Origin of the sequence: Rickettsia tillamookensis, assembly GCF_016743795.2 — a bacterium.
GTDB classification, from domain to species: Bacteria; Pseudomonadota; Alphaproteobacteria; order Rickettsiales; family Rickettsiaceae; genus Rickettsia; species Rickettsia tillamookensis.
Map to the genome: position 1 here is coordinate 379,185 of NZ_CP060138.2, position 17,568 is coordinate 396,752.

Here is a 17,568-nt window from a genome sequence, read left to right on the forward strand (position 1 = left end):
CCACGGTATGACACCGAACGGGTTTTTTGAGCCACGCAACAACACAATAAAAAGTTCTAAATGATTATCGATGTCAATACTCCTATTTCTTCTAGATTAGATAAATATTTAAAACGTCTATATCCATTATTGACTCAAGGAGTAATAGAGAAAGCATTACGTCAAAAACAAATTACCGTTAATTCTCAGAAAGCAGAAGCGAGTTTAAGAGTAAAGGGCGGCGATAAAATTTTTATTAACGATAAGTTTAATTTACCTGTTAAGCAACCCAAAAAATTAGTTTTTACCGATGCTGAAATTAAGCTAGCGAAGAAAATTACTACCGATTATCTGATATATGAAGATGATAATTTAATAGCTATAAATAAACCTGCAGGTCTTGCTACTCAAGGTGGCAGTAAAATAAATTTATCTATTGACTCTGCATTAAAATATTTGAATTATAAAGGTGCTGATTTTAAGCTAGTACATAGGTTAGATAAAGAAACAAGCGGTTTGCTCTTAATAGCCAAAAATTATTTAAGTAGTGTAAAACTTCATGATGCTTTTAAAGAAAAATTGGTTGTAAAAACATATTTTGCTGTAACCTATGGAAAGCCAATTAAAAATGTAGGAGAAGTTAGAAGTAATATAGAGAAGAGTAAGGGAAGTACACCTAAAATTACTGATATTGATAATGAAAATGGTAAACTTGCCATTACTTATTATAAATTACTTAAATCACTTGATAATAACTTATTTTTAATTGAATTTACACCGGTTACAGGTAGAATGCATCAATTAAGGTTGCATGCTAAATTATTAGGTTGCCCAATACTTGGAGATGATAAATATGGTAATAAAGAAATAATGCCGTATAGTAAATATATGTTCTTGCATGCTAATAATATATGTTTATCTGAAAAGATTTTTGGTAAGGAGATTAGTTTAGAAGCAGAGTTACCGTTTTATTTTACTAGACGTCTTACAAACGTTCGCTAATAAAGAGGAATTTGGAGGAGACACGGAAGCACTTGCCACCGCAGCGTACACTTTAGTACGTGAGGATGCGAGTAACGGATCGACGTACAAATTACCTTTAGAAGCAAGTTATGTAAGATGTCTACTGATAAGTTTGTGGAGTGTTGAAGTTATGATTCGTAGATATTTTTTATTGCTGCTTTTTTTAATTACTAATAGTATTGATTGTTTTGCAGATATACAGCAAAGAATCAATGAAGCAGAAAAAGAATATATAAGTAATAGATTTTTAAATGCCGTTTTTATGTTTGCCGATGATTATAAACCTTTATTAACCGGTGCTAAAGGAATCTTTGCTTTAAACGGTGAGCAATTAAAAGCAAATGAAATGATGCCTATTGCTTCTGCTACAAAGCCTTTTACAGCAGCAGGAATTTTAAAATTACAAGAACAGGAATTATTAAATATTAACGATAAAATCTATAAATATCTTGATCCGGAAATGTGGGGTGGAAAAGTACCGGATTGGGCGTATAAAATATCTATCCATAATTTATTAACGCATAGTAGCGGTATTGCTGAATATTTTAGTTTTGTTAAACTTGATTTAAATATGCCTAAGAAAGAGATTCACAAGAAAATATTACAATTTGTTTCTTCTAAACCTTTAGAAATATCTATAGGGAAAAAATTTAAATATAGTAATACTAATTTTGTTATACTCGGTATGATTATCGAAAAGGTGGCTAAAAAAGATTTAGCTAACTTTTTTTATGATGAATTTTTTAAACCTCTTAATATGAAATCTACTAGCTTTGCTTCATATAGTGAAGCCGCTAGAATCCAAAAGAACGTTATTAGTTCTAATTATCCGGTAAGATATTTTTTAACGCCTAATAATAGTAATAAACCTATATTTACTCCTGTAACTGCTGATTTTTTAGCAGTTCCTTGTGCTGACGGCGGTATAATATCAATACCGGTTGATCTTATTAAATGGTATAGGGCATTAAATGAGGGAAAAATTCTTTCTAAGAAGTCGTATAAACTTATGACTACTAAATATTTTTTAGCAAAAGATATAGAAGGGCGTAAGTCTTATATGGGTTACGGTATTTTCCTTACGGATCTTGATTCTAAGCATTTAATGATTCATTATACCGGAAAAGCCCTTGGAATACAAAGCGAAGCAGGATATGTTTTGCCTGATAATCTTTATTTTGCTATACTCAGCAATACTATGATTAAAATTCCTGAAGAAGAAAAAGATAAAATCGATATGAAAGATCCTTTAAATCAACTTGGAATAGTTTATTTCAGGGATGCAATAATAGGGGCAGCTATAAAGAATTAAATAGACTTGTTGTATAACCTATCTTATAAAGAGAAATTTGAAAGAAACACGGAACGCAGCACTGCCGCGTACATTTAGTACGTGAGGATGCGAGTACCGGATTGACATACAAATTACCTTTAGAAGGAGGTTATACAACAAGTCTAATGAAGATAGTTACTTGGAATATTAATTCATTGCGTCTGCGGATCGATTTATTAAGAAAATTAGCACATGAGCATCAACCGGATATTATTTTACTTCAAGAAACAAAAGTAGATGATTCGCTATTTCCTCTTGAAGTTATTAAAAATATAGGCTATGAACATGTAATATATTCAGGGCAGAAATCATATAACGGTGTTGCTATTATTTCAAAATTTCCTTTGAATAATGTTTTTTCATTGGAGTTATATAATAGTGATAAAAGGCATATAGCAGCTATAGTTAATGATATAGAAATACATAATTTTTATGTTCCTGCCGGTGGTGATATACCTGATATAGAGGTAAACTTAAAATTTAAGCATAAGCTCGAATATGTAAGATTAATGCAGAAATGGTTGACCGCTAACCGCACTAAAAATGATAAGATGATTATAGTCGGGGACTTGAATATCGCACCGCTAGAACATGATGTATGGTCTAGTAAGCAGCTACGAAATGTTATCAGCCATACCGATATTGAACGCTCGTTATTGGTAGAGCTACAAAACTCGTTAGGTTTTATTGACAGCAGTAGACATTTTGTCCCATTTGACGAAAAATTCTATACTTGGTGGAGCTATAGAAATATAGATTGGAAAAAATCTAACAGAGGGAGAAGGCTTGATCATATTTGGGTTAGCAATAATTTAAAAGAAGCGTTATTTTCTATAAATTTGCTATCAGAAGCACGTGATTGGCTTTCGCCTTCAGATCATGTACCGTATTTTGTGACTCTCAATGTCATTCCCGTGTAGGCGGGACCAGTAATATTAAATGTCACACCGTGGCAAGCTAGGCGTTGTTGCATGGCTCGGAAAACCTGCTGAGTGTCATACTGTGGCTTGTCCACGGTATCCAGTAAAACAACTAAAAATACTAATATTATTAGTATTTTTAACTGGATCCCGTGAATAAATCACGGGATGACAACAAAAAAACCGAGCCATGCAACAAAGCCGGCAAGCTACGGGGTGACACTAACCTTAAGGAGTAATTAGTGGATATAAGTTCAAGAAAATATAAGCCGACAAAAGAAGAATATATAAAAAGCTTTAAAGATATGCTCCTACTGCGTCGTTTTGAAGAGAAATGCGGGCAGTTATACGGTATGGGAGAAATAGGCGGTTTTTGTCATTTATATATAGGACAAGAAGCAGTAATTTCTGCGGTAGATATGGTTAAACAAAAAGGAGATAGTACAATTACTAGCTATCGTGACCATGCTCATATTATTTTAGCCGGAACAGAGCCTAAATATGTTCTTGCTGAGCTTATGGGGCGAGCTACAGGCTGCTCAAAAGGTAAGGGTGGTTCTATGCATTTATTTGACGTACCGAACAAATTTTACGGTGGACACGGTATAGTCGGAGCTCAAGTACCTATAGGCACAGGGCTTGCTTTTGCTGAGAAATATAATGGTACGAATAATATTTGTTTTACTTTTTTAGGTGATGGTGCGGTTAATCAAGGTCAAGTATATGAAGCCTTTAATATGGCTGCTTTATGGAGTTTACCTGTAGTTTATATTATTGAAAATAACGAATATTCGATGGGGACGTCTGTAGCACGTTCTACCTTTATGCGTGATTTATATAAGAAAGGGGAATCGTTTGGGATTAAAGGATTCCAGCTAGACGGTATGGATTTTGAAGAAATGTATAATGGAGCTAAACAAGCAGCCGAGTATGTTAGAGAAAATAGCTTTCCGTTAATATTGGAGGTAAAAACTTATCGTTATCGTGGGCATTCTATGTCCGATCCGGCAAAATATCGCAGTAAAGAAGAAGTTGAGCAATATAAAGAGCGTGACCCACTAGTGATAATAAGAAAAACGATACTCGACAATAAATATGCAACCGAAGCAGATTTAAAAGAAATAGAACAATCGGTAAAAGAAATTGTGAAAGAAGCAGTAGAATTTTCAGAAAACTCACCACTGCCTGATGAGGGGGAGTTGTATACGAATATATACGTTTAGTATTTATATGTCATCCCTGTGTGGATGGCAAATTGTCATTGCGAGGAAATTACGAAGTAATTGTACGTACGCAATCTCAGGATACTTGACGAGATTGCCACGCTCCTTTCAGTCGCTCGCAATGACGATTGTAGGCAAATCCGCTCGCAATGACGTTTAATTTAACCAAATAAAAAGAAAAATGCAAATAACGGTACGTGAAGCATTGCGTGATGCGATGCAAGAAGAGATGATAAGAGACGACAAAGTTTTTGTCATGGGTGAGGAAGTTGCAGAATATCAAGGTGCTTACAAGGTAACTCAAGGGCTGCTTGAGCAGTTTGGTCCTAAGAGAGTAATTGACACTCCGATAACGGAATATGGTTTTGCAGGGCTTGCAGTTGGAGCAGCTTTTGCAGGGCTTCGTCCGATCATTGAGTTTATGACCTTTAACTTTGCTATGCAAGCGTTCGATCATATAGTTAATTCAGCTGCAAAAACGCATTACATGTCAGGTGGGCAGGTCAAATGTCCGATAGTATTTAGAGGACCAAACGGAGCAGCAAGTAGAGTAGCAGCACAACATAGCCAAAATTATACAGCTTGTTATTCTCATATCCCGGGGTTAAAAGTAGTAGCTCCTTATAGCGCTGAAGATCATAAGGGGCTTATGCTCACGGCTATTAGGGACGATAATCCGGTTATTTTTTTGGAAAATGAGATTTTATACGGTCATAGTTTTGACGTACCGGAAACAATCGAGCCTATACCGTTTGGTCAGGCAAAAATTTTAAGAGAAGGTAGCAGTGTCACTATAGTAACTTTCTCGATTCAAGTAAAACTCGCCCTAGATGCTGCAAATATTTTACAGAACGATAATATTGATTGCGAGGTTATTGACCTGCGTACTATTAAGCCTCTTGATACTGAGACAATAATAGAATCGGTGAAAAAAACTAATCGTTTAGTTGTGGTGGAAGAAGGTTGGTTTTTTGCTGGCGTTGGAGCAAGTATAGCCTCTATAGTTATGAAAGAAGCCTTTGATTATTTAGATGCACCGATAGAGATTGTCAGCGGTAAAGATGTCCCGCTTCCTTATGCCGTTAATTTAGAAAAACTAGCCCTGCCGAGCGAAAATGATGTAATAGAAGCGATAAAAAAAGTCTGTTATTATAGTATTTAGGTTATAGTTTTTTATTGTATAACCCAGTCTTTTCGTCATTGCGAGGAAATTACAAAGTAATTGATGAAGCAATCTCAGGATATTTGACGGGATTGCCACGCTCCTTACAGTCGCTCGCAATGACGATTTGGTATATCCCCTTAGGCAGTGCCTTACGAGAATGACATCGAATCCTTGCAACAATGCTACTATTTTCTGGCTACTTGTTTGTTAATAAAATTATCTATAATTTCATATAATTCTTGATTTGGGAGAGCGAAACTATTAACCATTAAAACAAAGGCTTTTTTATGGTATGGTTGTTCCAAATTATATCCACATAGACAACTTATTCCCAATATATTTCCTGTCTTTGCAATAATATTCTTTGAAAGTTTAGAGCGATTTTTAAGAGTAGAACTCTCTTCTCCGGCTTTTGGTAAGGAAGCCACAAATTCAGGAATTGTATAGCCTTGTTTTAATAATGAAAAAAGAATTATAGGCTGAACACGATTATATCTAGAAAGCCCGGAACCGTCTATAAATAAAGAATCTTTGGCATCAATCCCGAAATATTGTTTAATTAATTGTTTAATAATAACATCTCCTTTAGCCCAGTCTGTAATCTCTTGATTTGAATTATAGGTAATCACCGTCAAATATATACTATCAAATACTAAATTATCAGAAATTTTCATAGCCGGTTTTATTATTTCTTTAAGCGGTGGTGATTCGATTTGGTTTATTGACTTAAATTTGCTAAGTATGTTACTTGTATTTTGAATAGTTTTTACCTTAGCTCGGATATTAAGTGCTTTCATCACTTTTTGTATCTTTTTTATTACATATTTATCATGATCTTTAGGAGCAAGTTTTAGCTCTATATAACTATCTTTTTCATTAATATTGCCTGTAGCATTAATAATATTACCATTCCATGATAACGAAATAGAAGAAGGCTGATTATTTGTTATTACATTAGAGTGGGTATTATATTCTAGGTCTGTAGATATTTTAGCAAACTCACCTAGTTTTGTTGGTTCTACTTTTACTGAAATAAGATTTTTATCTATATTTATAGAAGAGACGGGAGGGGAATAATTTCTACCTATATCATCTATCATAAGATTAGGCGAATATGGCGGTACTTTAAAAATTGAATTATCTAAAATAACATATTCTTTGATCTTTGAATTATGAAGCGGCTTTAATAAATCTATTAATTGACTAGAAGTTAAAACAGGATTTCCGGAAAATTTAATAATTACATCATGAATAATACGGTCTTTTTTATTAATTAATAATTCAGTTTTATATCTATATTCAGGACCAAGAGTTTTTAATGCCACAAGCGAGGTTATAACTTTTTGGCAGCTAGCAGGTGTAGCATACACTTTAGATGCGTACTCTTTATAAATATAATCACTTTGTACATCACCTATAATATAGGAATAAAACCCCGGCTTCTTTTTATATAGTTGCTGATGCGATGAAGTACAGCTCGTCAGCAATATACATAAAAGAAATATAAAATATAGTAGACTTCTTGCATAACTTGCTTCTAAAGATAATTTATACGTCGAGCCTAGACTCGCATCCTCACGTACTAGTGTGTACGCTGCGGTGGCAAGTGCTTCCGTGTCTTCTTTATTAGCTAAGTTATGCAAGAAGTCTAATTTTAAATTCATAATTTATAAACTTACTGGATCTTTATTTTAGGCAATATTGTATTATAAACAAAATCTAAACATTGTTAATTGACTTGCTGCTTTATCAAATGTGATAAGCGTTGTTGCATGGCTCGTTTTATGTCATTTCCGCGTAGGCGGGAATCTAGTAAAACCTAAAAAAACAAGTTTTTTTAGGTTTATTTTAGCAAATATGTAACTTCTATATCAATATTTAAGTTATTTTTCTGGATTCCCGCCTACGCGGGAATGACATCGAATAGGTTTTTCGAGCCATGCAACAAGCCCGGAAATTGCAGCGCTGTTGCATAGCTCGGAAAACCTGCTGGGTGTCATACCGTGGCTTGTTCACGGTATCCAGTAAAACAACTAAAAATACTAATAATATTAGTATTTTTAACTGGATCCCGTGAATAAATCACGGGATGACAGAGGTGAGATCGATCCATGCAATAATACTTTTCTACTTCGCAGCTCTTTTACGGTCGTTAGGGTCAAGCATAGCTTTACGCAAACGTATAGATTTCGGTGTTACTTCAACTCTTTCATCATTCTCGATATAGCTAATTGCTTGCTCTAGAGTTAAAAGCATCGGAGGGGTTAGCCTTATAGCTTCGTCTTTACCTGATGCTCTAACGTTACTTAGTTGCTTTGCTTTTAGCGGATTTACCTCTAAATCATTATCACGATTATGTTCGCCGATAATCATACCTCTATATACTTTATCGCTAGGGTTTATAAACATTTTACCCCGTTCTTCTAGATTCCATAGAGCATATGCAACTGCTGCCCCGTCACCGTTAGAGATAAGTACGCCATTGCGTCTTCCCTCGATAGCTCCTTTATAATCGGCATATCCGTGGAAAATACGGTTCATAATTCCTGTACCTCGTGTTTCGGTTAAAAATTGGCTATGGTAACCTATTAGCCCTCTGGACGGTCCGATAAACGTAACACGGCTTTTGCCTCCGCCTGACGGTCTCATATCAGTCATTTCAGCTTTTCTAAGTGCTAAAGATTTTACGACCACTCCCACATAATCATCATCAACGTCAACCTGAATTTCTTCCATCGGTTCTTGCTTATTGCCTTTCTCATCGGTTTGGAATAATACTTCCGGTCTGCTAATAGATAACTCAAACCCTTCACGACGCATAGTTTCAATTAAGATACCAAGCTGTAATTCTCCTCGTCCTGCAACTTGGAAAGCATTTTTTTCAGCTGCTTCGGTAACTTTTAGTGCGACGTTACTCTCAAGTTCACGCATTAATCTAGCTCCGATCAAGCTCGATGTAACCTTTGTCCCTTCGCTTCCTGCAAGCGGTGAGTCATTAACGCTAAAAGTCATAGATAAAGTTGGTGGGTCGATTGGTAGAGACGGTACAGCCTCGGTTACTTCAGGCGAGCAAATAGTATCGGCAACGTTGGCATTTTCAACCCCTGCTACGGCAATAATATCGCCGGCTGTAGCCTCATCTATAGCGATTCTCTCTAAACCTCTAAATGCTAATATTTTAGTGATACGTCCGGTTTCAAGTACTTTATTCTCACGATTTAATACTTTTACGTTTTGATTGATTTTAACAGTGCCGCTTTGTACACGACCAGTTAAAACTCTACCGAAGAAAGAATTATATTCTCTAGTAGTAACAAGCATAGAAAATGGTGCTTTATCGTCAGCTGCGGGTTTTGGTACATGCTGTACTATAAGGTCGAAAAGCGGTGCTAAATCATCTGCTAAATTGTCTAAAGGATTAATTTTATCATCAAATGTTAAAGATGCTCTTCCTGCTCTACCTGATGCGTAAACTATAGGGAAATCAAGCTGATCGTTATTAGCCTCTAATGCTACAAATAGCTCGAATACTTCGTCTATCACTTCCTTAATTCTTTGGTCATCTCTATCTATTTTATTAATAACGACAATAGGTTTTAAGCCGAGATTTAATGCTTTAGAAAGCACAAATTTTGTTTGTGGCATTGGTCCTTCAGATGCGTCGACAAGTAACACAACACCGTCAACCATGCTTAATATGCGTTCTACTTCACCGCCAAAATCAGCATGTCCAGGTGTATCAACGATATTAATACGGATATCGTTCCACATAAGAGCAGTGCATTTGGCTAGTATTGTTATTCCACGCTCACGCTCAAGGTCGTTAGAGTCCATAGCACGCTCGGCTACAGCTTGGTTAGCTCTAAATGTTCCGCTTTGTTTAAGCATATTATCGACAAGCGTAGTTTTCCCATGATCAACGTGGGCAATAATTGCTATATTACGAATAGATGTCATCTTTAAAAATTCTCACAAGTTTACAATAGTTTTCCGTATTATACACTAAAATACCAAAAATTGGAATAAAGTTCTTGAAAAAGAAATTAATTTAACTGCAAAATAAAAATTACTAAGAATTTTTAAACTTTAAAATAAGAGAAATTAATGAACGATAATACAGCTTTATTTATATTTGATTTTGACGGCACTTTAGTTAAGAGGCATTCGCATAATTATATAGGGGAGAGGTTAGGAGGCTTAATAGCACGTAATATACAAAATCGCTTTTTTAGCTCATATGAGGAACGTGATAAAGAAATAGCTAGGCTTGAACAAAAATTCACTATAGAGCTGATGGAAAATTTTTTAGATAATGAAAACTTAGGTTGGAAAAATGAAGAGCAATTAGTACGTCTTTTTAAAAATATCATATCATCCGGTCATAAAATAGCTATAGCATCGTTTAATGATTATCCCAATGCCGTAAAATATGCATTAGAGCAATTATTAGACAAAGAAATAGTAGAAAATATATATATAAAATCAGGTTTACCTTCTAATAATTTTCAAGAAATACAAAATTGTACTAAAAAAGAATATATAAGAGAAATAATTAATAATACTGGAGTAACTAATAAAAAAAACGTATTTTTCATGGATGATGATAAAAAGCATACCGATGCTGCAAAAGACTATGGAGTTACAGCAGTTTTGGTTGAGAATAAAGGAAAAGAGCATATTCATCAAGCTTGTAATTTTTTATATAAGTTTAATGAACAACATGAAATTTATGTTGATTTTAAAGATACTGATACTGAATTTTTTCTTAGCGAAAAAGATTTAAGAGAAACTATTCCATTTGCCCCTTTTTCTGATGATTATTATTCGGAACATACACCATATGGAAATGATAAGGTACTAACGTTAGGGGACGATTAAGTTTTTAATGATAGACAAATCATCTGAGGTTATTTATTCTTGGATTAATAGAGGACATTCGTCATTGCGAGCGACTAATAAGGAGCGTGGCAATCTCAGGCAAAATTCCTGAGATTGCCGCGTCGTGTCGCTCCTCGCAATGACGGGGTGGCATCTACGCAACAATGCCTACTCGCAATGACGAAGGCAACCGGCACAGTTTAATCTAAAAGGATCAAGGATGATATACCGAATATTATGTTTATGTATATTTATAATAAATTTCTCAGTGATAGCAAAAGCACAAAATGTGTCGATTAAAGAAGATAATTTCAAAGTTAGAGTAGCTGTTGCTGATGTACAATCTATATTAGAAGGTTCGATTGCTATAAAAGATTTGCGTAATAAAATCGAAAAGCTTAATCATAAAATTCAAAAGGATATTGCTGCTAAAGAAGCAGAATTTAAACCGCTGGAAGAGAAATTGCTAAATGAGCGTTCTAATTTAAGTGAAACCGAATTTGAGCATAAAGTAAACGAATTTAATGCAAAAGTTAGCCACGTTAGAAAAGAAATTCAGATTAAGAAAACAAAGCTTGAACAAGCCCACGCTGAGGCTATGAGTAGAGTCCATGAAACAACTATTACAATAATTAGTGAACTTGCCGAGAAATATAACCTTAATTTGGTAATTCCGAGTGCTCAAGTCTTATATGCCAAAAATAATTTGAATATAACTTCCGAAGTGACTTTTATGTTGAATGAGAGATTAAAAGAAGTAACGATTAACTATTGATAGTGTTGTATGGTTTAGTTTTTCCGTCATTGCGAGGAAAATTACGAAGTAATTGACGAAGCAATCTCAGGATATTTGACGAGATTGCCACGTCGCTTCGCTCATCGCAATGACGATTAGGTATCCACGCAGGCAACACTATTACTTAATGAGATTATTTTTATATGATAATACCGATTACAATTGCATACGGGGACGGTATAGGTCCTGAAATAATGGAGACAGTGCTTTATATATTACGTAAAGCTGAGGCTCGTATTCGTTTAGAAACCATTGAAGTAGGTGAAAAGCTTTACAAGAAGCATTATACTTCAGGCATAAGTGAAGAAAGTTGGGAATCAATACAACGCACCGGCATTATACTTAAAGCTCCGATTACTACCCCGCAAGGTGGAGGATATAAAAGTTTAAACGTTACGATTCGTAAAACATTACAGCTTTTTGCTAATATTCGTCCTTCCGTTTCGTTTCATCCTTTTACTAGAACCTTACATCCAAATTTGAACCTCACTATCATACGTGAAAATGAAGAAGATTTATACGCAGGTATAGAATATCGCCAAACGCATAATATGTATGAATCAATGAAGTTGATAAGTCATACCGGTTGTGAAAAAATTATTAGATATGCTTTTGAATATGCAGTAAAAAATAACCGCAAAAAAGTCACGTGCTTAAGCAAAGATAATATTATGAAATTTTCCGATGGGATTTTTCATAAAGTATTTAATGAGATTGCAAAAGAATATACGCAGATTAATAATGAGCATTATATTATCGATATCGGGACTGCAAGGCTTGCTACCAAACCGGAAATATTTGACGTTATCGTGACTTCTAATCTATACGGTGATATCATATCCGACGTAGCTGCTGAAATTTCAGGATCTGTGGGGCTTGCCGGTTCTGCAAATATCGGGCAGCATTATGCGATGTTTGAAGCGGTACATGGAAGTGCTCCCGATATTGCGGGCAAAGATATTGCTAATCCGTCAGGGCTTTTAAATGCTGCTATAATGATGCTAGTACATATAGGGCAGGGTGATATTGCTAGTTTAATCGAAAATGCTTGGAAGAAAACTATAGAGGATGGAGTTCATACAGCGGATATATATAACGAGCAGAATTCTAGTAAAAAAGTCGGTACAAAAGAATTTGCTGAAGAAGTAACGAAAAGATTAGGACAGATACCGACAAAGCTACCTAAAGCAGATTATCCATTAATTGCAGAGAAACAAGAAAATAATATAGAGTATAAGATTGATACCAAAGAAGTTAAAAAATTGGTTGGTACGGATATATTTGTGAATATGAATGTATCTTCCGCTCACGATATAGCAGATAAAATTAATAAGCTTGATATCGGTAATTTTGAGCTAAAAACTATATCTTCAAAAGGGCTAAAATTATGGCCTCGTGATACAAGGTTTGAAACTGTTTTCGATCATTGGTGTTGTCGTTTTATGAATAAAGACGGCACGGAAATAAAACATTTAGATATAACAAGATTGCTTGAAGCTTTAGTCAAAGCAAATATTGATTTTATCAAAGTAGAGAATTTATTTGAGTTTGATGGTGTGGCAGGGTATAGCTTGGCCCAGGGTGAATGATATACTCGATGAACTTCAAAAATTGGCTATGTCATCCTACAAGTACTGCGGTGCTCACGTATTAAGTATACGCTTCGCTCCTCGTCTTGTGGATTCCTTGCTCTTTTTGAAGTTGATCTTCGTCTATCAATGCTAAATAATTAATAAGATTAACAAAAATGACACTATACTATATCGGAATATTATTAGTAATTATTGGATTATTTGCTATATTTTCAGGGATAATCGGTTTTTTTAGATTTCCTGATTTTTATACTAAATTACATGCAGCAAGTGTTATTGAGAGTTTTGGAGTGCCTGTTTGCTTAATAGGTTTTGCGTGCATTGAAGCAGATATTGTTAACTCCGGTAAATTAATTTTAGCGGCTTTATTGATTTTTCTACTAAATCCAGTAGCAACCCATGCACTCGGTAAAGCATCTTTATTTATGAAAATTAGGAGTACCGTCATTGCGAGGAAAATTACGAAGTAATTGACGAAGCAATCTCAGAATATTTGACGAGATTGCCACGCTCCTTACAGTCGTGTGCAATGACGTTAAATTTTAACAACCATATGGAAGTAAAAACAGCTTTAAATTTTGATCTCGGCAATTACCTACTTAACTTAATTGCTTTTTTATTGATTTTAATATCTATAAAAATAATTTTTGCTAAAGATTTGTTAGCGGCAGTGATTGCTTCCTCTGTCTTTAGCTTATTAATAGGTGTATCTTATCTTATTATGGATGCTCCTGATGTTGCAATGACCGAGGCAGCACTTGGAGCTTGCTTATCAACATGCGTATATTTGAATTTGTTACGTAAATTACCTCCTGATTTAAAGAATATTGATAGAACTAATATTATTCCCGCAAGTTTAATATGTTTATTGTTTGTAGTAACTCTTGCTTATATGGGGCTAGAATTACCGAATTACGGTGATGATAATGCTCCTATTCATATGTATTCAAGTAAATATTATCTCGAAAATACCTCTAGAGATATAGGTGTACCTTCTTTTGTTGCGGCTATTCTTGCAAGCTACCGTGCTTATGATACTTTAGGTGAAACTAGTGTAATTTTAATTGCGGGAATTGCTGTATTATTGGTATTTTCAAAGAAATTTGAAGAAGTGGATTCCCGCTTTCGCGGGAATGACATAAATGGTAAAAGGAATGACACTATACTCAAAGCATACCCGATAATAAAATATATCACTAGTTTTATAATACCTTATATAATTTTATATAGTATATATATTCAGCTTAACGGTGAGTCTTCGCCGGGTGGTGGGTTTCAAGCAGGTGTTATATTTGCATCTAGCCTTATTGCTTATGATTTAGTTTACGGTAATCGAAAATTAAGCAGATATTTTCCTCCTAACGTGCTAATTTGTATTGCTGTTTTAGGTGTAGCAATATATGCAATTGTAGGAACAATATCATTCTTTTTTAACGATAATTATTTAAATTATTATTCACTAACAAATTTTATCAATGATAAGCTACTTGCTCAGCATATCGCTATAGTTATTGTTGAAATTGGTATAGGTTTAACAGTTTCTGCAATAATGTACTTAATTTACAACGTATTTAATAATTATGAATAATCTATTTGTATTAATTAAGCGTGAATTTATAGTGCAGAATCGCATTAATAATATAATTAAATATATAGTTATATTTTTTTTATTTTGCATAATTAGTACTGTTTTAATTAACAGTGAAAGAGATATTAACAAATTCGGTTTAATTTTTTCGGTAATTTGTTTATTAATTTCATTAATCGGTTTTTCTGCGGTTATATTTAAATCTGATTTGGAAGACGGAAGCTTAGAGTTATTATTATCAATTGTTAGTTATGAAAAAATTATATTAGCTAAATTTTTTGCTATATTTATCAGTAGTACGGTAGGGCTGGTTTTTGTTTTACCCATTATTTATGTTTTTTTTGATCAAACTTTGCTTGAGATAATATTTTTCTTTATTAGCGTATGGATGATGTTAGTTTTATCAAGTAGTTTAGTAGTTTTATCCGGTAGCGTGCAATGTTATTTTAAGAAGAATGCTAACTTTGTCGGTACGTTTATCATGCCGCTATTAATTCCGAATATTATAATGACGGGCTTAATATTACAAGATAATAACTTACAATTAATTTTTATTATGATAGGAATTAATTTAGTATTTTTACCGATTTCATTCTTCTTGAGTTCCTATTTAATTAAAAATATTTATAATATTACGTGATTTTGCTTTATTTTTACTAATGTAGTGATATAAAATAAAGATGAATATTATTAATAAATTTTTTTGAGAAAAATATATGTGGCAGGCTTTACGAAGGTTAATTGCAGCAAATCCTATGGGATTTTTTCTGTGGTCTATTATCACTAAATGGTATTTGATTATAGCAGTTGCTTCCTTAATTACTTTATATTATACAGTATTGGGCTTAAAAAAAATTGGGTTTATAGATTATTTTACTGAAACTACAGTCGAGATATTAGATACAACTAAAGCAGTTGCTCAAAATTGTACTACAAAACTTGGTCCTAATTGGAATCATTTAGTTAGTTTTTGGAATTGTTTAAGTAATCCTGGAAAATATGAGCATGAAGAAGGAACAGGAGCAAAAGTTTTAGAAGATGAAATAAATAAGCTTACGCCAAAACAAGCAGATAGTGCTGCAGACGCTGAACGTCCTATAATAAATCCTTATGAAGAACTAGAAAATCCAAATAATCTTAATAATACCCAAAGCGGTAGTAATAATAATCGTTAATTTATGTCACTTTAATATTATATGTCGGATACTGAAGATAATAAAAACAAACAAACAACACGTCGTGATTTTATGGTTCTAACGGCTAGTAGTGTTGCAGCGGTCGAGGTAGCATGTACTCTTTGGCCTCTTATTGATTCTTTAAACCCTTCCGCAGACGTGCTAGCTTTATCATCAATTGAGGTTGATTTATCAAATATTGCGGTAGGGCAAACAGTTACGGTTAAATGGCAAGGTAAACCGGTTTTTATCACGAACCGTACTCCTGATAAAATAGCTGAAGCAAGAGCCGTAAAGATGTCGGAGCTTATTGATCCTGAGACTGATGAAGCACGTGTGAAAGCAGGGCATGATAATTGGCTTGTAACAATTGGGATTTGCACGCATTTAGGTTGTGTGCCGCTTGCTAATCAAGGTGAGTATGATGGATGGTTCTGTCCATGCCATGGCTCACAATATGATTCTTCAGGTAGGGTTAGAAGAGGTCCTGCTCCTTTAAATTTAGCAGTGCCGCCTTATACCTTTATTAGCGATAAAAAAATTAGAATCGGGTAGTTATTTATGAATGAAGATATTACCCCTAAAAAGCCTAATGTTATTGTAGAATGGATAGATTATCGCTTACCTATTTTTTCGTTCCTAAAGCATTTTAGTCATTATCAAACTCCAAAAAATCTTAGCTATTTATGGAATTTAGGCTCTATTGCTGGTATTGCGTTAGTAATTCAGATCATTACTGGTGTGGTACTTGCTATGCATTATACGCCGCATGTTGATCATGCTTTCGATAGTGTTGAGAGAATCATGCGTAATGTTAATTACGGCTGGTTACTGCGTTATACTCATGCGGTAGGTGCATCGATGTTTTTTGCTGCCGTATACTTACACATAGCAAGAGGTTTGTATTACGGCTCTTATAAAGCTCCTAGGGAACTGCTTTGGCATATCGGTATTATCATTTTTCTAACCATGATGGCTACTGCCTTTATGGGTTACGTGCTTCCTTGGGGACAGATGAGCTACTGGGGTGCTACGGTAATTACTAATTTATTCTCGGCTATTCCGCTAATAGGGGAATCCATAGTTACGTGGTTATGGGGTGGTTTTTCTGTTGATAACCCAACATTAAATAGATTCTTTTCACTGCATTATTTATTGCCGTTTATTATTGTTGCTCTCGTGATGCTACATTTAGTAGCCTTACATCAGCATGGTTCAAATAATCCGAAAGGTATCGACGTTAAAAGCCCTAAAGACACTATTCCTTTCCACCCTTATTATACCGTAAAGGATTTTGTCGGTTTCGGAGTTTATTTCATAATATTCGCTTATTTTATTTTTTACGAACCTAATTATTTAGGACATCCCGATAATTACGTTCCGGCAAATCCTTTAGTTACGCCTGCTCATATCGTACCTGAATGGTATTTTCTACCGTTTTATGCGATTCTTAGAGCTGTACCTTCTAAGCTCGGCGGGGTGTTATTAATGTTCGGAAGTATATTCGTGTTATTCTTACTACCGTGGCTTGATACTTCAAAAGTCAGAAGTAGCAATTATAGACCGATATATCGAATAGCTTTTTGGATATTTATGGCAGATTGTGTATTGCTTGGTTATTTAGGCGGACAGCCGGCAGAAGAGCCGTATATTACAATTAGCCGCTTTGCTGCTTGTTATTACTTTTTCCATTTCTTAGTAGCTCTGCCGCTGATAGGTAAATATGAGAAGCCGCTACCGCTACCGGAGGAGTTATAAAAAGGTGTTGTCGTTGCAAGGATATGGTTCTATGTCATTCCTGCGAAAGCGGGAATCTAGTAATAATTGTCATACCGTGGCTTGTCCACGGTATCCAGCAAAACAACTAAAAATACTAATATTATTAGTATTTTTAAC

General features: G+C 34.5%; 14 protein-coding genes and 3 pseudogenes. 15 read left to right on the plus strand and 2 right to left on the minus strand.

Annotation, left to right across the window (positions count from 1 at the left end; translation table 11 throughout):
- Nucleotides 1-60: 60 nt before the first annotated feature.
- From H6P87_RS01775 to H6P87_RS01800, 6 genes and pseudogenes are all read left to right on the plus strand, one after another.
- Complete coding sequence (locus H6P87_RS01775) at nt 61-981, plus strand: RluA family pseudouridine synthase (protein WP_202069794.1); 921 nt, start codon at nt 61-63, stop codon at nt 979-981.
- Between the two features lie 151 nt (nt 982-1,132).
- On the plus strand, nt 1,133-2,314 hold the full coding sequence (locus tag H6P87_RS01780) for a serine hydrolase domain-containing protein (RefSeq protein ID WP_202069795.1): 1,182 nt from the start codon (nt 1,133-1,135) through the stop codon (nt 2,312-2,314).
- A pseudogene (locus H6P87_RS07470) lies at nt 2,315-2,448 on the plus strand (palindromic element RPE1 domain-containing protein); the annotation flags it as partial.
- 12 nt (nt 2,449-2,460) lie between these two features.
- Entirely contained in the window at nt 2,461-3,255 is a 795-nt protein-coding gene (gene xth / locus H6P87_RS01790) for an exodeoxyribonuclease III (RefSeq protein WP_246438094.1), read from the plus strand.
- Between the two features lie 242 nt (nt 3,256-3,497).
- Entirely contained in the window at nt 3,498-4,478 is a 981-nt protein-coding gene (gene pdhA, locus H6P87_RS01795) for a pyruvate dehydrogenase (acetyl-transferring) E1 component subunit alpha (RefSeq protein WP_202069796.1), read from the plus strand.
- A 181-nt stretch (nt 4,479-4,659) separates the two neighbouring features.
- The gene (locus H6P87_RS01800; RefSeq protein WP_202069797.1) at nt 4,660-5,640 is read left to right on the plus strand and encodes a pyruvate dehydrogenase complex E1 component subunit beta; all 981 of its coding nucleotides are present in this window, start codon (nt 4,660-4,662) and stop codon (nt 5,638-5,640) included.
- A gap of 302 nt (nt 5,641-5,942) precedes the next feature.
- Here the strand turns inward: H6P87_RS01800 and dacB are convergent.
- Both dacB and typA read right to left on the minus strand, forming a co-directional pair.
- Nucleotides 5,943-7,307: pseudogene (dacB, locus tag H6P87_RS01805) on the minus strand (D-alanyl-D-alanine carboxypeptidase/D-alanyl-D-alanine endopeptidase); the annotation flags it as partial.
- 463 nt (nt 7,308-7,770) lie between these two features.
- Nucleotides 7,771-9,600 carry a translational GTPase TypA gene (typA, locus tag H6P87_RS01815; protein ID WP_202069799.1) on the minus strand — a complete coding sequence of 610 codons (1,830 nt, stop codon included), beginning with the start codon at nt 9,598-9,600 and terminating at the stop codon, nt 7,771-7,773.
- A 147-nt stretch (nt 9,601-9,747) separates the two neighbouring features.
- Between typA and H6P87_RS07255 the strand changes: the two are divergent.
- The 9 genes and pseudogenes from H6P87_RS07255 to H6P87_RS01860 form a co-directional block, all read left to right on the plus strand.
- Nucleotides 9,748-9,975: pseudogene (locus H6P87_RS07255) on the plus strand (HAD family hydrolase); the annotation flags it as partial.
- A gap of 766 nt (nt 9,976-10,741) precedes the next feature.
- Entirely contained in the window at nt 10,742-11,296 is a 555-nt protein-coding gene (locus H6P87_RS01825) for an OmpH family outer membrane protein (RefSeq protein WP_202069801.1), read from the plus strand.
- A 164-nt stretch (nt 11,297-11,460) separates the two neighbouring features.
- Nucleotides 11,461-12,906, plus strand: a complete 1,446-nt coding sequence (locus tag H6P87_RS01830) for an NADP-dependent isocitrate dehydrogenase (protein ID WP_202069802.1) — start codon at nt 11,461-11,463, stop codon at nt 12,904-12,906.
- A gap of 158 nt (nt 12,907-13,064) precedes the next feature.
- Nucleotides 13,065-13,379, plus strand: coding sequence for a Na+/H+ antiporter subunit G (locus tag H6P87_RS01835; RefSeq protein ID WP_202069803.1), 315 nt, complete (start codon nt 13,065-13,067; stop codon nt 13,377-13,379).
- Nucleotides 13,380-13,462: 83 nt separating this feature from the next.
- Nucleotides 13,463-14,497: a DUF4040 domain-containing protein gene (locus tag H6P87_RS01840; RefSeq protein WP_410528055.1), complete on the plus strand. Its 1,035-nt coding sequence runs from the start codon at nt 13,463-13,465 to the stop codon at nt 14,495-14,497.
- A complete protein-coding gene (locus H6P87_RS01845) occupies nt 14,490-15,137 on the plus strand; it encodes a heme exporter protein CcmB (protein WP_202069805.1) in 648 nt (215 codons plus the stop codon). The genes H6P87_RS01840 and H6P87_RS01845 overlap by 8 nt, the downstream gene beginning before the upstream one ends.
- Before the next feature lie 76 nt (nt 15,138-15,213).
- Nucleotides 15,214-15,672 (plus strand): DUF2670 domain-containing protein, encoded by a 459-nt coding sequence (locus H6P87_RS01850; protein WP_202069806.1) that lies wholly within the window; start codon nt 15,214-15,216, stop codon nt 15,670-15,672.
- Between the two features lie 21 nt (nt 15,673-15,693).
- A complete protein-coding gene (gene petA / locus H6P87_RS01855; protein ID WP_202069807.1) occupies nt 15,694-16,227 on the plus strand; it encodes a ubiquinol-cytochrome c reductase iron-sulfur subunit in 534 nt (177 codons plus the stop codon).
- A gap of 6 nt (nt 16,228-16,233) precedes the next feature.
- Entirely contained in the window at nt 16,234-17,430 is a 1,197-nt protein-coding gene (locus H6P87_RS01860) for a cytochrome b (RefSeq protein ID WP_202069808.1), read from the plus strand.
- Nucleotides 17,431-17,568: the final 138 nt, after the last annotated feature.